This window comes from Armatimonadota bacterium (assembly GCA_013314775.1).
Classification (GTDB): Bacteria; Armatimonadota; Zipacnadia; order Zipacnadales; family JABUFB01; genus JABUFB01.
The window spans coordinates 477778-496374 of sequence record JABUFB010000008.1 but is presented as its reverse complement, the minus strand read 5'-3'; the positions used below and the strand labels follow the sequence as shown (position 1 = coordinate 496374).

Genomic DNA, 18597 nt, shown 5'->3' with positions numbered 1-18597 from the left:
CTCTTCCCGGATCGCCAGTCCCCGTTCGGATCAGCTCAGTTCACCATGGACGCCGGCGGCAGGCAACTACTCGGTGTCCGGAGCCGCGCGCACGAAAGACAGGATGGCCTCGCCGTCCGCATCCTGAATGATTAGCTCATCCCCCGCCACTGTGTAGCTCTTCGCCGCCGAGAGGGCTTTGAAGTATTCCTGCTCCTGGGCCATGGTAGCCGGATCGCCAGCCATCATGGTGGAGACCACCGCGCCGATGGACAGCCTGGAGCCATCAACCTTACAGTCGCCGCCGTAGGTGTTGATACCCCCGTTTCCGCCGATGCCTTTGTGGGTGAAGCGGGCGGTGACAGTGGTGCCCTCGAGCACCGGCTTGCCATTCAGGGTTCTCAGCTCCCACAGCCCCTGGCGCAGAGCCACCGGTGCGGGGGCAGTACGCCCGAAAACAAGGATGACCTTCCCATCTGCGTTGAAGACGGCCAGCTCAGCACCGGTGACCTGGTGGGTCCTGGCCGACTCGAGCGTCCAGAAGTACTCCTGTTCCTGCATCATGAGGGGGGCCGGCCCGGCCATTTTCGTTGAGCCGATGTCGCTGATTGTCAGGTCTCGTCCCGCTACCTTGTAATTGCCGAAGTACTGGTTGATCCCGCCGTGACCGCCGAGGCGGCCGTCGGTGAACTTCGCGGTTATCCGGCTGCCGTCCACGAGACGCTTGGCGTTCAGGAGTTTCAGATTCCAGACGCCTTCCTCGATGCTACCCCAGCCAGGCGCATCTCGGCGCGATGCTGTGCCGGCTTTACAGTTCACGACCGCCTCAGGTCCGCGTTGGCCGCCCGGGCCCACCACGAAGCACCGGACACGGTAGAGGATGTCGGCCTCACGCTTGCCCACGGGAACCCGCGGGCTCGCGCAGCGGAAACTGAACGTCCCGTCGGCATTGGTGAAGTGGCGGATCCCGGGGACCGTTCCGACAAGACGCCCGGTATCGGAAAGGACAACGTCGGTCAGCACAACCACCAGCGCGGGTTGCCCCACTGTGCCGCTGATGTCGTAACTCGGTCCGAGCACGTCTCCCTCATTGGGCTGATACAGCGTCGGTTGCGGAAGAGCGTACGTGGATGTGGCAAGCACCAGCGCTAATAGCGTGGATACTCCCATCGCGATTCTCATCCCAGATACCCCTTTCCCTGCTTTCGGTGGTTTCACACGTATGTGAGGCCTGGCTGACGAAGGTCACTTAGTTCTACACGTCAGCATGCGCCGGTAACCTTTTCCGGCCACACGCTCCACTACTCCTGCACCGGCTCGAGACGGATGTTGTCCAGGTAGTACAACCCATCCGCGTCGGCATTCGCGGTGAACCCGAACCAGTTCAGCACGTTGAATCCGGGGTTGCATGGTAGACCCTTGAACTCGCGTGCCTCGCTCTCGCCTTGGACGTGTATACCCACATCCCATGTTCCCGTGAGATCAGGTCCCAACGCGCAGACGATCTCGACGTGCATCCATTTGCCGTAGGGCACGCGCATCAATTCGCGGCCGGAACCCATGAGCCGCCCATCTGGCATGGCGTGGAGAGCTGGCCCCACCTTGAACGCCCCGGTGGAATAGTCGCGCCATTCGTGGTACATGTAGGTCCCTTGTTCGACGCGCAGATCGAAACTCCCCTTGAGCGTGCCTGAAAGGAAATTGGGGCTGTAGAAGAAGTGGGGGTTGTACTCTCCCTTCTGCCCCGGCATGTCTACGATCTTCAGGCACTGGCGCCCCGAGGTGGCGGTCTCATCGGTCACCCGGATGGTCGCGGTATCGTTCTCTTCGTATATCTGGGCCTCCAGGGGCTTGTCGCCGACCTTCAGGTTCTCGAAATCCGCGTAGATCGGCAGCGGCGGCGGAATCATCGGCGCCGGGAATGCCCGTGGCTCCGCGATAGGGGTCTGCGCGCCCGGGGCGCCAATCCGGCCGATCTCGGACGTATCAATCGGCTTGAAGCCGATCTTCGCGGCCGGAGAGCCATCTTTCAGCGTGAAGTCCCCGTTCTTGGGGTCTACGAACAGCGGGTCCGCGACGATGGAGTCCGTATCCTGCCCCGTCGCCTGCCACTCCTCGAAAGTCTTGCCGGCGAAAGTCAGCAGGTTGGGGTTCGGGCACCAGTACAGATTGTGGTTCAGGCGGAAGTTGTCGCGGGTCCCGTTCCAGTTCTCGCCGAGGGCCTGGCCCTGGGTCCAGTAGATGATGTTGCGCTCGATGGTGAAATGAAGGTGGTTCTCGCTGCGTCCCCGGCCCAGGGGTGCTTCCTGGGATAGCGCGAAGATGTTGTTCGTGGCGATGTTGTCTCGGCCGTAGTGGATGCGGTAGCCGGGACTCTGGGTGTTGTAGGTGATGTTATTCTCCGCCAGAATCCCGCTTGACCCCTCGTCGAGGTAAATGCCCCAGCCACCGTAGCCATAGGCATCGATATCGTGGAATCGGTTGTTACGGATGACAGTTCCCGGAGACACGCCCAGGGTGTAGATGCCGCCCATGTCGCTGAGCACACCCTGTCCGATATCGTGGACCTCGTTGAACTCGATCAGGTTGTCATGGGCATGGCTGGGCCCATATCCCCACGACCAGCCCACCGAGAAGCCCGAGTAGTAGAAGTCGCAGATCTCATTGTGCGAGATGCGATTGAAGGGCGAGTGGCCGATCCAGACGCCGATCCCCGCCGGGTGCATGCGTCCCCCATGGGCGATGAGACAGTTTTCGACAACGTTGTGGCTCGCGACGGCTTCCGGCTCTCTCGCATACGCGCCGTGGCCGATGCGTACCCCGCCTGCTCCCAGGTCGGTGATCTCGCATCCGGTCACCGTATTGTTCGTGCAGCCGATACCGAGTTCCAATCCGTACGCCCCGGTGTGGGTGATCCTGCAGTTCTGCCAGACGCAGTTGCGGGCGCCGGTCGCCGATACCGCCGCATTGAGCCCGACTTCGGCCTGTGGGTGGCGGTTGCCGTTGGGTGTCATGACCCAGTTCGTGTGGGCGAAGGTCAGGCCCTCAAAGCGCAGGTTCTCCACGCCGAGGCCGAGCGCCAGTTCGCCCTGGAGTTTGAGCAGCATATCGATGCGCGGTGCGATGACCTCGGTGTTCTGCGGGGTCTCACCCGGCAGGGGGATGTACGTGAGCACGCCCGTCGGTCGGTCGAGATACCACTGGCCGGGCTTGCCCAGCGCGTCCTTCACATTGTCGCACAGGAAACGCCCACCTTTGGGGAGGCTGAAAAACCAGACCTGGGAAAGAGTCGGGGCGCTGCGCTGCGCGATGAGGGCTTCGCGGTCCACGGACTTGATCAGTGTGCGGTCCATGGTCCAGGTGTGGAAAGTGCACAGTTCCACGTCGCTGAAATTGGCCCAGTCAGGGTCGATGTCGCCCTCGCGGAACCGAAAGCGATCGTGGCCTTTGTCACCGACTTCGGGTGACGACGGTTCCTCGGACGTGATGAAGCTGAACCCTTCCTCCGGCCAGCGCGGCCGGTACCTGCGCTCACCGTTGACGAAGAGCTGGGTAAATGACCATCGGCCCCGGGCAACTTCGGGGAGCGTCACTTCCCACCAGCCCCGGGAATTCACCTGCCAGCCATCGATCCTGCGCCCGCCGCTGATCACCGGCCGCTCCCCGGGATAGGCGGCGTAGACGGTGGGCGACTTCTCGGTGCCGGAATCCAGCGCGCTAAAGCGGAGCGTCTCTTCCAGTTCGTACAGGCCGCCGCGCACCATTACGATCACTGGAGTGTCGCGCTCGGGCTCTTCCTGACGCAAGGTGCGAACGGCGTCTCGGGCACGCTCGAGGGTTGCGAAAGGCCCATCCGTGGCGGGGTGATTGGCCCCTTCAAGCCGCCCCGACCAGGCGTCATTGCCCGCGGTCGAGACGTAGAAGTCTGCGGTTTGGGCGAAGGCAGATAGCGAGGAAAGGAGCGATAGTGTGACGATCAGAACCAACATGCCTCATATCACCTCAGGAAGTTGCCGTGTCTGGTATTCGTGACGCCACGCAGCCAGGTCAGCGCTCTCGCGGGCCCACGGTGCTGAGGTCGATGGGCTCGATCCCGAGCGCGAAGGCCGGAGATTCCGGGAGCAGTCTGAAATCATTGCTCGCCGGGTCCACGAAGAGCGGGTCGGCAATTATGCTTTTCCTGTCGAATCCCAGGTCCCGCCAGGCCTGCAATGGCCGGAACCACTTTGCGTACGGCTCATCTCCCGGCAGGTAGACCCTCAGTTCATCGCCGGTGGTGAGCCAGTACAGGTTCTCGTCCCACCGCGCGAAAGATTCCGGCGCCTTCCGGCCGCAGTAGATCAGCGTCGATTTCGGGTCATCAAAGGCCACGATGTTGTGGTGGAACTCTGTGCCGCTGGAATTCCCCTGGAAATGTGCGATGAGTATCTGGCGGCGCGGGCCGTTGTTCACGAACACGTTATTGAAGACCTTGTTGTCCTTGCCGCCCTGGATCATGAGGCCGCCGTCGGCGGTGTTGTAGACCACATTCCCGCAAACGGTGAACCCGCCCGCGAAAGAGTCCAGGTAGATCCCCCAGGAGTTCCACATGTCTTCGCCCATCATGGACGAGTATCCGCCGGTATCGTGGATGAGATTGTATCGGAAGATGCTCCCCGTGCGGTGGTCCCGGGAGTGCTGAGTGACTTCGAGGCCGCCGGTGTCGTAGGTCTCGTTATTCACGTGGTGGATATGGTTGTACTCAACGACATTGTTGGTGCTGGTGGTGTGGCCGACGCTGATCCCCCAACGCGGCATCTCATGCACGAGATTGTGAGCGATAAGCGCCCCGTGGACCTGGTCGCGGGTGGAGATTCCGGCCACGTGCTTGTACACCCATCCCATGTGGTGGATGTGATTGTCGCTGATGACCGTTCCTCCGGGAGCGTTCATGAGATAGATGCCGCCTTCTGCGCCGAAAGCGATCTCGTTGCCAACGAACTGGTTTGCCCCGTCGCCGTCGCTGTGGATCGCTGCCTTGCCGATATTGCGGATAACGCAGTCTGAGACAGTGATATGCGCCGTGTGGCGCAGGGTGATAACGCCGTCTCTGCAGGCCCCGTACATGACGAAGCCATCATCAGGCGTGTAGTCGGTCTCCTGCAGGGTGAGGCCTGAGATTTTCACATTCTCGACGGGCCGCTCTTTGGTACCAAGGAGTTCGATGAGCCGCGTCAGTCGCGGGGCGATCACTCGCGAATCATCGGTAAGCGGTGACTTGGGCCACAAGTAGAGCTTGCGTGCCGAACGGTCGAGGTACCACTCGCCCGGGCTGTCCAGTTCCTCGAGAATGTTCTCTACGAAGTACCGATCACCGCTGCAGACCTCCGTGGCGGCTTCCTTGCCGCTGATAGTAATCGTGCCCGCAATCTCATCTATTGCATCCAGCTTCGCGATTTCATTGAATGCGCGGCAGGAGGTGGGGGAGGATGGCCAGACATGCACTTCGGCATCCGGCTCCCTGGCCCAGGACGGTTTGGCGGTTCCGGCGAGGAACGGGAAGGTGGTCTTGCTTGAGGCGCTGAGGCCGCCGCACTTCACGATCTGCAGGCCCTCGCAGGCCCGGTAGTCTTCGCCCTGGATCGTCACGATGTGCCTACCCTCGGCTACCGGAGGTCTCGTCCAGCCAAGGGGAGCCCAGTTCGGGTCATCGGTCAGTGTGATGGCGTCGATGTTATACCCGCCGCCCTTGTCATTGCGCCAGCGGAGGGTGCGCTTGCCCGACCTGAGGTCAAGCGTGGCCGAATTCGCCCACTTGTAATCCCGCCACCCACCGGTGTCGGGCAGGTTCATGAGCGGGACGGGAGCGCCGCCGTCGACCGCGATACTCGTCTGCCCGCCCATGTCCTCCCGACCAAGCTGCTTCATACCGTGGGCGTACAGCAGCCAGACCGAATACTGGCCGTCCGCCGGCACTGCCGCATCCCATTCGAGCCAGTCGCCCTGATTGTGCATGGCGCCCACCGCTTCGCCAAAGCAGTCCGGGCGTACGTAGAGGAAGCCCTTGCGGTAAGGGTCTTCGGCGACGTAGTTTGGGTAGCGAGCGCGGACCATGCGCTCGCCGTTTACGAAAAGGGAGCGGAAGTAAGCGTCTGTCGGGAGCTCATCGGGCAGATCGGCAACGAGGATTTCCCCGCGCCACGGCTCGAATCCGGTGATTTCGACTCCTCCGCTGATGATCGGGTTCTCGTCGGGGCAGGCAGTGTATGAGACGGGGCACTCCTCAGTGCCAGAGTCCTGTGGCTCGAGGGTCAGCACGCCATCGGGACGGTACAAACCTCCGCGCAACCGCACTTCCACCGGAGCGGTCAGGGGCCCGTCGGCTTTCAGCTTCCTGATGGCGTCGCGCGCCGCCGAGAGCGTGGCGAGTGGCCCGTCGGTGCCCGCACCATTGGGGACGTCGAGGCTGCCCGACCAGGCATCATTCCCGGCCGGGGATACGTAGAGGACAATCGGCTGGGACGCGGAGGAGGTCAGAGCGGCCCCGAAAAGAATGGCGCCGGCTAGGAGTAACTGGCGGAAAGGGCTGGCCATGGCAAGCCTCCGGGCAGTGCTGCGTCGGTGATGCGACGCCGTGCACAAGAGAGATTCCTGTCGCCCCCGCCCTGAACCTTCAGCTCACCGCGGGGCGGAGCAACGAACACTGATTACGGATTGTGGAGGCCGTTCATGTATCTTGTCTGGCTCTTCTGTTTCTGGGCGATGCAGGCGGCGGCACAGGTGATCTTCGGCTATGGCAGCACCGCGCCGCAGCGTTTCGTGCCCTGCTTCATGCTGGGCAACGTGTTCGGTGCCTCCAGCATCTGGCTGTTGATGCTGCTGTACAAGTCCATGAACCCCAACCTGGCGTTAGGCCTGGGAACAGGCGGCGGGTTCCTGTGCGCCCAGGGAGCTCTTGCGCTCCTGTTCCACCACGGCCTCACGCCGCTCCAGTACCTGGCCGCGGTGCTGGTCGCGGTGGGGATGGGCCTGTTCGTAGCGGTTGCCAGGCCCGCGTGACGCAGAACTCAGGCGCCTGTCTCCTCCAGCAGCTTGAGGGCTCCCAGGCCAAGCTGGTCGGCGATATAGTCCACCATCTTCGCGCCGAGTTCCGGACTGGCCTCGTGTGCGGCCGGACTGGTGAACTCGTAGCCGCCGGTCTCCGGGTCGGGCAGACGGGTCATGTCCGTAAGTTCGGGGTACATGGCCCAGAAGAGTGAGGTCTCCCATTTTCCCGCGTGGTCCCGACCGACCTCGACCTCCCCGGACACCTCGTATTCAGCCAGGGCCCAGACCCGCACCTTGCTCGTGACCATAAACTGCTCGGCGGCGAACTTGAGCGCGGTCACCTGAACTTCCGGGTAGTGGCCCGTGAGGGCGACGATCACCTTGAAGCCGCAGTATTCGACTTCCCGGAACATCTCCAGTGCGAGGGCCATGAGCACGCCCTCAGTGATGTAGACGCTCCCCGTGGGCTGGGTGACGTTCCCCCAGCCTGTGCCGCGCTTGAAGTCCTCCTGGAACACGTTGCCGTGTGTTCCCCAGTGCAAGGGCGGAGCAACCACACCGCCATGTTTGCGCGCCGCGGCTACGCACAACCCGTGGGCTTTCATGGCGTCCTGCCCGTAGGGCAAATGCGCGCCGTGACGTTCGAGGGTGCCGAAGGGAAGATAGCAAATAGGGCAGCGCTCCAGTGCGCCCTCGAACTCATACCGGAACATTTCTTCCCACTGGACCTTATCCACGGGTATCCTCACTTGTCGTCTTGCCGCTGCAGGCGGCGAAGGCCTGATGTGTTTGCGGATGAATTGCAGTTCGCCACCCGCGTTGGGACGGCCTTCCTGGAAGAAGGCCCGGCACCGCAGGACGTCGAAGAAACGCGCTGGAGGTGAGCGCATGGGCTCCGGTCGCGTTCACGTGTCGATACTCGCTCTCTCTTCCACCGTCGTGTTGCTGCTTGGCTTACCACCGTGTGGCGCTGCCCCGGCGCCTGATCTGGACGGGGCAGCGTGGATCTGGACTTCCGATGCCGCCGGACTCAATGCCGATCAGTGCACTCGGTACTTCCGCGGCGAGTTCACCCTGCCGGCGGGAGCAGAGGGCGGGGTCGCGCAGATCACCGCCACCGCCGACAACTACCTGACAGTCTTCCTCAACGGCACGCAGATTCTGAGCCGCATGAGAGACCCGGACGGGTGGAATAAGCCGCTCACCACCGAGAGCTCCGGCCTGCTGCTTCCGGGCACGAACTGCATTGCGGTGGAGGGTGTGAACACCCTTGCCGGACCGGCGGGGATCATCGTCAAGCTGAGCCTTGTGGACGGATCGGGGACACCAATTGTCTTTGTCACGGATGCCCTCTGGCGCGGGAGTGACAGGGCGGCGCCCGGCTGGCAGAGGCCTGGCTTCGATGACTCTGGCTGGGATCCGGTTACGGTCCATGGCGAGTTCGGTATGCCCCCCTGGGGAGATATGGGCCTGCCCAGGAGCACAGTGCCTGCCCTTGATTTCGAAGGCGCGAAGTGGATCTGGACCCAGGAGGCCGCTCGGGGGATGAATCTCCCCGCGGGACCGCGGTACTTCCGCACCGTCATTGATGTGCCCGAAATGGCCGCTGGAGCCCGCGCCCAGGCGCTCATCACTGCGGACAATGCATTCGCGCTGTACGTGAACGGGACCCGCATCGGCCGCGGTTCGGAGTGGTCCCAGCCTGCGCGATTCGATCTCACAAAAGTCCTGGCGCCGGGTATGAACACCATTGCAGTGCGTGCCTTGAATACCCTCGAGGGTGCGGCGGCACTCATCGCGAAGATCGCCGTCGCCCAGCCCGGGGCTCAGCCGTTGGTATGGTCCACCGGGGAAGACTGGGTGTGCTCACAGGATGCACCCAAGGGCTGGCAGCGGCCGGGATTCGCCCATACGAGCTGGGAACCGGCGAGAGTCCTGGGTGATAGCAAAATGGGACCGTGGGGAAGGGCGCTGCACATCCCACCTGCAGCGCAGGGAGTGCTCTCTCTGCCTGTCCCGCGCATCACGGACTATGCCGACCCCGTGCATCAGGGCGCGGTCGTGTTCGTCCAGGGACTGTTCATGACAGGTTCCCGGGGCGAGAACTTCATCCAGAACATCAGCGGCACCCGGGCGTACACGGAGTTCGACACAGCCAGTCCGGCGGCCCTCGGAAAGAGGCTCTGTTCCTACGGACCAATGCGGCCTGGTGGTGTCCTGCGGGTCTTGTGTGACGCGAAAGGGGGCCTGCTCGGGGCCCCCGCAGTCTCCTTCGACGGGCGGACTGTGTACTTCGCCATGGCGCCCGAAGGCGACCCGTATTTCCACTTGTTTGAGGTGGGCATCGACGGCGCTGGCCTGCGTCAGATTACCTCAGGCGCCTTCCACGACTTCGACCCCGAGCCCCTCCCCGACGGGCGCATCGCCTTTAGCTCGACACGCACCGGTAGCGCCGAAGAGTACCACGGTGTCCCTGCGTTCTCACTGTTTTCCTGCAATCCACAGGGTGCGGATATCCGACGGATCACCAGCCACATCGTGGCGGACCGTGAGCCCCGCGTCTGCAGCGACGGGTCCCTTGCCTTCATTCGCTGCGATAACTTCCTGGAACGCGCCAAGGTCGAGACGCACATCCATCAGGTGCGCCCGGACGGTACCGGTGGCCGCATCATCATCGGGCCGGACCGCCTCCCAATGACCTGGGACCGTTTCACCGCCGGGGAGTCGAACTCAGCCTGGCTTCGGGTGTTCGGGGCAGGCGTTCCCGCGCCGCTCCCTGGAGGAATCGTTGCGGCCATCTCCGAGCAGGGCGTTGTGCTTTCAGTCAACCAGCGCGGCAGGAAAGCCGGATCATACCTGCCCTACGACTTCTCTCCGCTGCCTGACGGTCGGTTGGTCTGCACAGACCGCGATAATTGGCGCATCTGTCTTCTGGACCCCAAAGTGGGCCTTGCTACGGAGATATTGGACGGGGAGGATCTGGGGCTGGCCGATGAGTTGGGTGCTGACCCGGGGATGGTCTCCGACGCGATCCATTCCGTGGTCTATGCGGGGCCGAAACCCGTGCCGCCGGCTATCCCGGATATGGTCTCGACCCCCGAAGGGAGCGGGCCGGAACGGATACCCACGGGGTTCTTGTACTGCCAGAATGCCCGGAACACCCGGCACACGTCGGCTGACGTCTCGCGCATCAGGGCGGTTCGCATCTACGAGGGAAAGCCCTTCACACTGGCCCCGACCCGCAGCATCTACATGCACATTGGCACTGAGGGCCGGGAACTGGGGACGGTGCCGCTGGACGAGGACGGGTCTTTCTACGTGGAGGTTCCGGCGGATCGCGCTCTGTCCATGCAGGCTGTCGATGGGGAAGGCCGGGCAGTGATCAGCGAACTGAGCTGGGTTTACGTGAGACCCGGCGAACGGCGGTCTTGCGTGGGTTGCCATGCGCAGACCGGCTTCGCGCCTCCTGCGGTGCGCCCCAGAGCCACCGCGGAGCGTCCACTGCGGATGGTGGATGACGCCGAGCCCCACCGTTTTCGCGCAAATAACGGGGCAAACGGCGGCGTGCTCAACCTGCAACTGGACCGATTCCGCGAAGTCGGGAGCATCAACCTCTACCGGCAGGGCGCCTTGACTGACGACGCACCGGAGCGTCTCCCGTCGGGCAGGCGACTCGAGCAGGCCGTTCTGCTTGCTCGAGTTCACCACCCAGACCCCGCGGAGCGCATCGCCGCGGCCAATCGCCTGGCTGTCCTGCGCGACGAAAGCGCGGTTCCTGACCTGGTGGGACTGCTCCAGGATGAAATGCCGGAGGTGCGCGTAGCTGCGGCGGTTGCATTGTCGGCGTGCGGCAATAGGCGGGCGCTTCTGCCCCTCGCGGATTCCGTGGCCGATGCGCATTCCATCGTCGCCTGTGCGGCCCGATCGGCGCTGGAGCACCTCACGGCACATTCTCTGCCAGACGGGGAAAAGACCGCTGGCTGGCGCGCATGGCTGCGCAACCTGGACTGGGATGCGTATGAGACCGAATTGTGCGCCCGGCTGCGATCCCGGGAGCGGCTTGAGGTTTGGAGGAGCATCGAAGCCCTGGGGCATGTGGGCGGGAAGGTGGCTGGCGATGCGCTGGCAGCGTGGATAGCCGCAAATCCGGATGCTGAACTGCGCGTTCTGATGGCGGCTCTTCGGGCGCTGGGGAACTGCGGCGATACGGGGCATATTGCGGCGCTTTCCGGGATTCTGCAGGCGAATCTCGCGCCGGTTGACCTCCCCGGCGACCGCGAAGCGGGCTTCAACCAGCGCCCGGTGTACCTCGCCGCGACCGCGGCCGAAGCGCTGGGACGGATCGGCGGTCCGGAGGCCGAAGCGGCGCTGGTAGATGGTTTCAGCAAGCTCGCGATCTTCGAGGAGTACACCCTTCGTTGCGGGGATCATCCTTGGCTGATGGGCTGCCATTCATCGCCCGTTCATTACCGGATACTGGAAGCGCTTGACGGGATGGGCTCCACCGAGACAGGACGGATCGTGCCGGCCGTGCTGCGCTCGGTACCCATGGACAAGGACCGCGCATTGCTGTTCGAGTTCGACAGCTACGAGGCGCTTACTGCCCGGGTGATCCAGCGCAGTGGTCGGGCAGCCGAGGTGATGGAGACCTGCCTGGCATGGCTGGGCGACCCCGACGCCGTGCGCGTGGACGATCTGGACATCCCCGTTAGCCAGAGCCCCTTTGCCGAGAGCCACATCCGTCCTCACACTCACGCTGCCCGGGCGGCGCAGATCCTTTCCGTGGTCTGCCTCGACCCGGATTACGCGCCGAGAATGAGAGCGGTTGTGGCAGATTACCTGCGCAGGCCGGTGTCCGAGGAGCGTTCGTGGGTCTGCTTCATGCTCCTGCGTTCACTGGCGCGACTCGGGGGCCCGGACGCTGTGGAATGCGCCTTGCAGGTCTTGCGCGAAGAGCCCACTGAAGCCGAGTACGGGTTCAACCCGCCGCCGAATCACTGGGTATTCAAGGCGATGAACCCGTTCTTCAGATCCGCTGCGGTGTACGCCCTGGGCGAGTTGCGGGAGCGTTCCGCCGCGCCGCTGCTGCGTAGTCTGTTGGCAGACTTTGACAATGCCCCGACGGTGCGGCACGAGGCGGCGGTTGCCCTGGGCAAGGTCACGCCACGGGAGAACCTCCCGGAACTCGCGGACATCGCGGCGGACTATCCGGACTTCGCCACGCGCCGCGCGTTACTGGAAGCCTGTGCGCAGGTGAGGAGGAAGTAACCGAGACCGGGTGTCATTGGGCCATCAAAACCCGGTGTTACCCTCGACCCTCACGGTACCGGTCTCTACATCCGGACCCAGTGAGAGCGCTGCGGTGCAACCTGCTCCTTGCTTCTCGGGCAATGCGGTATTGCCCTCAACGGCAATGTCTCGGCTGCTCAAGATGGAGATCGCGGCCTTCGTCTGCTCCCGGGTGGGATTGCTGCAAGCGCCCTCGATGATGTTGTTGCGGAGGGTGATCCCATCCACGCCTGCCACGAAGATCCCCGCGTTGTCGGCCCCACGGATCGTGTTACCCTCAAAGAGTATGTTCCGGTGTACCCCAGGTTCGGGCGGGAACCGGAAGTCTTTGAGCCACGCGAACGCGCTCAGGACACCGTCGCCCAGGGCGGCGCCATAGTTGCAGTTGTCAAAGGTGCAGTTGCGGACAGTGATGTCCCGTGTGCCGATGGACTCGAAGAAGTGCACCACTTCGGTCATCACCCAGATGCCTCCGCCGGTAACGTCCTTGAAGCGGCAGTTCTCGATGACCGCATCCCGCGACTGGATCAGGAACCCACGGGCGCGGTTGCGGCGGATTTCGCAGTTGCTGATGCGGATCGCCGGGGCCCGGCTCGCATTCCCCAGAACGTCGTCTTCGCGCAGCCCGTCCGGGAGCGGGTCGCGCAGGACCACCCGGTGCATGTTTTCACCACCCGGCAGGATTTCCACGGACTCCACTGTGGCGGTTGCGTAAGGGACGAGATTGTCTACGTGGCAGATCTCCATGGTATCGCCCGGATCCGGCGCATCCACCATCTTCAGGTTGTGCTGGCCAAGGATCGTGCGCTCGTTTTCGATCTTGCGCACGCTCAGGTATAGTCCGGACTTGATGTTCACCGCGTCGTCGCCCATGCCCTCAAACACGCAGTCCTGGATGCGCACCGTGCCCTTGCAGCCGCCGAAATGGGTGGCATCCGCGCTGGCCGAGACCAGCCGGCCAGTGCCGGGCTTGAGCAGCACGTTGAAGCGCTCCAGGGTGATGTCCCGGCTAACAGAGCCGATGGCGCCCATGCCCGGCACGTGGTAGAGGGTGATGTCCTGCAAGCGCATGTCTGAGCAGCGGCTCATCACGAACCCGCTGGGGCCGTAGACTTTGTGGCGCAGGGCCATCAGCACCCCCACGGGCACATTGCAGGGGTTTTTCGTGTGAACGCGCAGGACTTGCGGTGCGATGAGTTCCGTGGAATCCACACCGTAGTACACGTCCACCCCGCGTTTGCGTGGCAGGCGGGTCTCGGGGTCGAAGTCCATGAATGCCTCCACGGGCTCGCCCCCAACAACCGGGAACTCCGGCAGCACCTCCACGTCGAAGTGTTTGCCCTCCGATGCGATCACGGTGCCCACCGACTGCGCGGGCCGGGGATAATCGACGGTAAAGCCCTGCACGGTGATCTTGCTGCAGTTTACGAACAGGAAGCAGCCGGTGATGCCGTGGAAGTTGAGCAGCGATCCCTGGCCGTCAATGGTCAGGTCGTGCATGTCCTGCAGTATGAAGGCGATGGTGGCGTTGGCGGGGTTTCGCCCGGCATGCAAGTTGTAGGTTCCCGGCGCGAACACCAGCTTCCTCGCGTTCTCGGCCCGGCATTTCTCCAGGGCTGCGAGGACTGTGGCAGTGTCATCTTCTGCGCCGGACGGTGAGACGGTGATGGTACCGGGTTCCTGCATGGTCGCCTCCTGGGCCAATACTCCGATGCTGGACACAAGCAAGGCCGCGACAAGAGTGATCAGGCGGATGGTCATGGTGTGAGGTCTCCCGCGCGAACAGAATGCGTGATGAACACTGTTCGCCGCGCCCGTGACCGTACCTGCCCCCAGCAATGGCCGTCCAAGGGAGGGATTCCGTGTTCCGACCGGGAATCTTCAAATGATTGCAGCCGCAGACAACACGCATTGCGAGGAGCCCTTCATGCCCAGCCTGCAAGCCGGCGCTGCACAGGTGGACATCACCCCCGGTCTCGGTGCCCACCTGCTGGGGTACTTCAATGACCGTCAGGCCACCGACATACTCGACCCACTCCACGCGAAAGCGATCGCGATCTCCAACGGTGAGACGACCCTCGGGTTCGTGATCTGCGACCTCATCATGGTCCCCATGGAAGTGGTGGAAGAAGCCAAGGCGATCATCAGGGAGCGGTCCGGGATCCCGCCGGAAAACGTACTCATTGCCGGCACGCACACACACACCGGCCCTGCCACGCGCGGCGCCCTGGGCACCCCGGAGGAAGAGGGCTACTGCGACTGGATCATCCCCCGTATCGCCGACGCTTTCCTGCTGTCTGTCGAGCACCTGCAGCCCGCGCAGTTCGCCCACGGGGCGGGCGCATGCCCCGGGGAAGTGCACAACCGCCGCTGGCGCATGAAGGATGGCACGGTGCGGATGAACCCCGGCCATCTGAACCCGGATGCTATCGAGCCGGCCGGGCCGACCGATCCGGAACTGGGGCTCATCGTCCTGCGGACACCGGAAGGTCGGCCTATCGCTGCTATGGGCAACCTCGGCCTGCATTACGTTGGCATCAGCGGATCGAAACACGATGTGGTCTGCGCGGACTACTTCGCGGCCTTCGGCAGGTCGCTCAACCGCTGCGCAGGGGCGCAGTTTGTATGCCCGATGGCCAACGGCACTTTCGGCGATATCAACAACCTGGATTTCACCAAACCCGGGCGCACCAGCCCGCATGACACCTTCCAGATCGAACGTGTAGGGAATGTTGTCGCGGCGGAAGCGTGGCGGGTGTGGAACAGCCTGCGCGAGGAGGATTTCAGCGACGACATCGCCCTGGGAGCATCTATTGAGCAAGTGGACTTCAAGGCGCGGTGCCCCAGTGAAGAGGAGCTTGCAGCTGCACGGAAGCTGTATGAGAGCGGGGAAAACTGGGGAGATGTCGAGTGGGCGTATGCGCGGGAACTGGTGCTGATGCAGGATCTGCCAAGTGAGTGGACCGTGCCTATCCACGCTATGCGAATCGGCGACCTGGGCATTGCCGGGTTACCCGGCGAAGTCTTCACCGAGATCGGGCTGGACATCAAGGCCCGCTCGCCATTCCCGCAGACGATGAACATCGGGTTGGCGAACGGCAGCGTCGGTTACGTGGCAACGGACAAGGCGCTGGATGAGGGAAGCTACGAGACTCGGCTGTGCCGTCACGTACGGGCCCCAAAGGGCACGGGCAAGCTGTGGGCGGACAGCGCTGTCCGTCAGCTTCAGGCCTTGCACGGGTGAGGTATGAGCGGGAACGGGAGGCAAGCGCAATGGATCGGGCACTTGTTGGTCTGGCGCTGGTGGCCCTCATCTGCTCGGCGTGTCACGCGGCTGAGTCGGGGCTTATCGCTCACTGGAACTTTGACCAGGGCAGCGGCGAGGTCGCCCGTGACGTCACCGGCAATGGGCACGATGCCGCGCTGAAGAACGTGGAATGGGTGCCATCGCCGCGGGGATACGCTCTGCGATTCGACAGCAGGGACGACCTGGCGAGGTACGGGCAGGTCGAGACGATGAACCTCAGCGGTGATATGACGCTGGCGGTCTGGGTGAAGACCGATTCGTCTGTAGAGCCGAAGACCAACCGCATCCTTTTCGGGGATGGAGGCGCCGGCGTCGAGCGCAACATGAATCTGCGCATGGACGGCTACGGTTACCTGCGCTTCGAGTGGGCCGACGGGACCAACAATGCGTCGCTGCTGGCACCCAGTTCGCTGCTAAACGGCTCTTGGAAGCACGTGGTGGTGAGCGCCGACAGCGGCGCCAGGCTGGCCACAATGTATGTTGACGGCAAACAGGTGGCACAGATGCAGATGCCCCTGCCCATCAGTAAGGCCCCTGTGCGCGAGCGCCTGACCGGGTGGTTCTACAACGGTTACTTCCAGGGCGAACTGGACGATATTCGGCTGTACTCCCGGGCTCTTCCGGCGACCGAGATCACGGCGCTGTATCAGTCTCAGGCCGATGTGGAAGTGGGGACTGCGAAGGTGCTGTACGACGGTTCCGTCTCGCCGCCGGTTGGTCGCTCTGCGCTCACCTTGCGCAACTGGAGCAGAGACCCCAGACGGGTCAGGCTCGGCAGGGAGGACGAACAGAGAGATGTCACCCTTGCGCCTGGCGAACAGACGGAACTGGAGGTCGGGCAGGTCGCGCTGACGCCCGCTTGGACAGGCCGCACGGACCTGTTCATCTGTGGCGAGGGTGGGCAGTCAGGAAAGCTGGCGGTGAGCACGATCCGTGGCGATTTCGCAGATGTGCAGGAAGTCCCTATCACCGGCCAACTGTATTTGGAACCGCTGCAGGTGCACGTCCACGATCCGTGGCGGGCGCAAATGCCGCCGGGCAAGACCCAGACCGTACGTGTGGATTTGCATCTCGATGTCCCCCGGACGCAGCTGGCTGAGAGCACGCTGTCGGTCCGCCTGGTATCACGGGAGACGGGGAAGGTCGCGCTCGTGCAGGCGGTCGAAGCGCCTGATGCCTCGCTGGAGCTTGCGCTGGATACCCGCGAACTGCCCTGGGGTGCGTATGACGCGACCTTCGCGCTGCGAGACAAGTCCGGCAGCGAACTGGCCTCGACCAAACGGCTCGTGACCGTGCTCCCCGGGGGGGCGCAGCAGATCCGGGTGCTGAACAATCTTGTGAGCGAGTTGGTGGACGCGCAATCGCGGGATCTCCTGGGGAACCGGCAGGTACAATTCATGAACCCCCGGGACGGCTGGGTGTGGTTCAGCGCAACGGGCCAGTGTTCACTGAGTCTGGGCGACCAGTGGCTGCTGTCCGCCCAACCCGAAGCCGGGTCCGCGGAGGCCATGCGCCTCCTGCCGGCGGGGAAGCACACACTGACGGTCACCGGCGTGCAGACGGGCCTAATCGTCCGGGCGATTCCGGCGCTCCTGTACAACGTGTTCCCCTCCGGTCCGCAGATTGCGCCTTTCGGGAGCAACACCTGGGAGCGTCTCGCCAGGTATACCTTGCCCAACACAAACATGATCGAGGGGCAGGTCATCGATACCCCGGAGTACCGCGAGTGGGTCGCCCAGGGGAAGATGTGGATCGCCAACCTCCAGGCCCCCGGGCTCATTGACAAGGAAGAGTGGACCGCCGAGAAGCTGCTGAATGTGTGGCTGAACCCTCGGGGCTGGGACCTTGCGAAGATCGGCGGCATCCAGGTGGACGAGTATTACCCGGGTAACCCGTCAACGGAGAACGTTGCCGCCACCACATTGTCCATCGCCCGGCTGTCCGAGGCCCCGGCTTTCGCAGGAAAACTGTGGATCCCCTTTGTCGTCAACATGCACGGGAACCCCGCCTCGGAGCTGTTCATGAAAACAACACTGGGCTGCGGCTGGCCTTTCTCGATCGAGGTGTACGCAGGCGAGGAGCCCACCGAGGAGCGCAACCTCCAAGCCCTGCGCAACCGGTTTCTCGGGGTGGCGAATGACTGGGAACGGGCCTATCCTGGCTGCATGCGCCGGGCGATTTTCACCCCGATGTACGCCTACCTGCCCTATTGCACCACGAATCGCTACCCCCAGGCGGATTTCCGGGTGCACCTCGACATGCAGATGGAGATACTCGCCAATGACCCTGCGCTCTTCGGACTGTGGGGCATCCAGCCGTACCGCTCTAACTATGTGGACGAAGAGATCCTCAACTGCATGGGCCGAATGCTGCGGCACTACTGCATCGAGGGGCAGACCCGCCGCATGCTGGACGATCCGTACGAATTACGCCACGTGACCGACCCGGACTTCGAAGAAGGCACCGAGCACTGGCAGGTCTCCGCGGCAGAGGAAGGTTCGATTACGGGGGGCAAGTTCCCCGGGTACGGCATGCTCCAGGGCAGATATCCGCCGGGGGCATTTGGAGATACTTTCGCAGTGATGATCCGCAGCGCAAGGGCTCCGAACACCCTGAGTCAGCAGATGAAAAAACTGGAACGGGGGCGCCTGTATTCAGTCAAGGTGATCACGGGCGATTACGCCGATCTGACCGGCGGCAAGAGCCGGAAGGATACCCAGGTCCTGTCCATAGCCGTCGACGGCGCACAAGTGTTGGAGGGCGGCTTCAGTTACCCCTTCCGCAGCGCCCGCGGACCGCAGCCCTTCACTCCGGAGCAGCCCTTCTGGATGACCTACCACTGGCTGCAGTTCCGAGCACAAGGCGAAAACGCGACCCTCCGCATCAGCGACTGGGCCGGCCCCGATTTGCCGGGGGGACCGGTGGGGCAGCAGATGATGGTCAGCTTCATTGAAGTGCAGCCGGTGCTGGAAAGTCCGTAGCCGCAACAGCCGAAA

At 63.4% G+C, this 18597-nt stretch carries 9 protein-coding genes; 4 read left to right on the top strand and 5 right to left on the bottom strand.

Annotation, left to right across the window (positions count from 1 at the left end; translation table 11 throughout):
* Window positions 1–66: 66 nt before the first annotated feature.
* The 3 genes from HPY44_09310 to HPY44_09300 all read right to left on the bottom strand — a co-directional run bounded on the left by HPY44_09310 (window position 67) and on the right by HPY44_09300 (window position 6552).
* The gene (locus tag HPY44_09310; GenBank protein ID NSW56201.1) at window positions 67–1161 is read right to left on the bottom strand and encodes an META domain-containing protein; all 1095 of its coding nucleotides are present in this window, start codon (window positions 1159–1161) and stop codon (window positions 67–69) included.
* 119 nt (window positions 1162–1280) lie between these two features.
* A complete protein-coding gene (locus tag HPY44_09305; GenBank protein ID NSW56200.1) occupies window positions 1281–3968 on the bottom strand; it encodes a right-handed parallel beta-helix repeat-containing protein in 2688 nt (895 codons plus the stop codon).
* Window positions 3969–4026: 58 nt separating this feature from the next.
* Window positions 4027–6552 carry a right-handed parallel beta-helix repeat-containing protein gene (locus tag HPY44_09300; GenBank protein NSW56199.1) on the bottom strand — a complete coding sequence of 842 codons (2526 nt, stop codon included), beginning with the start codon at window positions 6550–6552 and terminating at the stop codon, window positions 4027–4029.
* A gap of 135 nt (window positions 6553–6687) precedes the next feature.
* Between HPY44_09300 and HPY44_09295 the strand changes: the two genes are divergently transcribed.
* On the top strand, window positions 6688–7017 hold the full coding sequence (locus HPY44_09295) for a hypothetical protein (protein NSW56198.1): 330 nt from the start codon (window positions 6688–6690) through the stop codon (window positions 7015–7017).
* An 8-nt stretch (window positions 7018–7025) separates the two neighbouring features.
* On the opposite strand, the gene HPY44_09290 is transcribed toward HPY44_09295, so the two are convergent.
* Complete coding sequence (locus HPY44_09290; protein ID NSW56197.1) at window positions 7026–7895, bottom strand: creatininase family protein; 870 nt, start codon at window positions 7893–7895, stop codon at window positions 7026–7028.
* On the opposite strand from HPY44_09290, the gene HPY44_09285 reads away from it, so the two are divergent.
* A complete protein-coding gene (locus tag HPY44_09285; GenBank protein ID NSW56196.1) occupies window positions 7894–12273 on the top strand; it encodes a HEAT repeat domain-containing protein in 4380 nt (1459 codons plus the stop codon). The genes HPY44_09290 and HPY44_09285 overlap by 2 nt on opposite strands.
* A 24-nt stretch (window positions 12274–12297) precedes the next feature.
* Here HPY44_09285 and HPY44_09280 read toward each other — a convergent pair whose 3' ends face one another.
* Window positions 12298–14055 carry a right-handed parallel beta-helix repeat-containing protein gene (locus HPY44_09280; GenBank protein NSW56195.1) on the bottom strand — a complete coding sequence of 586 codons (1758 nt, stop codon included), beginning with the start codon at window positions 14053–14055 and terminating at the stop codon, window positions 12298–12300.
* 166 nt (window positions 14056–14221) lie between these two features.
* Between HPY44_09280 and HPY44_09275 the strand changes: the two genes are divergently transcribed.
* Together HPY44_09275 and HPY44_09270 are read left to right on the top strand one after the other, a co-directional pair.
* Entirely contained in the window at window positions 14222–15538 is a 1317-nt protein-coding gene (locus tag HPY44_09275; GenBank protein ID NSW56194.1) for a hypothetical protein, read from the top strand.
* A gap of 29 nt (window positions 15539–15567) precedes the next feature.
* Window positions 15568–18582, top strand: a complete 3015-nt coding sequence (locus HPY44_09270) for a LamG domain-containing protein (GenBank protein NSW56193.1) — start codon at window positions 15568–15570, stop codon at window positions 18580–18582.
* Window positions 18583–18597 lie beyond the last annotated feature (15 nt).

Coding starts and splice junctions, on each gene's coding strand:
- HPY44_09310 (NSW56201.1), bottom strand. CDS start 1,161: ATGAGAATCGCGATGGGAGTATCCACGCTATTAGCGCTGGTGCTTGCC.
- HPY44_09305 (NSW56200.1), bottom strand. CDS start 3,968: ATGTTGGTTCTGATCGTCACACTATCGCTCCTTTCCTCGCTATCTGCC.
- HPY44_09300 (NSW56199.1), bottom strand. CDS start 6,552: ATGGCCAGCCCTTTCCGCCAGTTACTCCTAGCCGGCGCCATTCTTTTC.
- HPY44_09295 (NSW56198.1), top strand. CDS start 6,688: ATGTATCTTGTCTGGCTCTTCTGTTTCTGGGCGATGCAGGCGGCGGCA.
- HPY44_09285 (NSW56196.1), top strand. CDS start 7,894: ATGGGCTCCGGTCGCGTTCACGTGTCGATACTCGCTCTCTCTTCCACC.
- HPY44_09290 (NSW56197.1), bottom strand. CDS start 7,895: ATGCGCTCACCTCCAGCGCGTTTCTTCGACGTCCTGCGGTGCCGGGCC.
- HPY44_09280 (NSW56195.1), bottom strand. CDS start 14,055: ATGACCATCCGCCTGATCACTCTTGTCGCGGCCTTGCTTGTGTCCAGC.
- HPY44_09275 (NSW56194.1), top strand. CDS start 14,222: ATGCCCAGCCTGCAAGCCGGCGCTGCACAGGTGGACATCACCCCCGGT.
- HPY44_09270 (NSW56193.1), top strand. CDS start 15,568: ATGGATCGGGCACTTGTTGGTCTGGCGCTGGTGGCCCTCATCTGCTCG.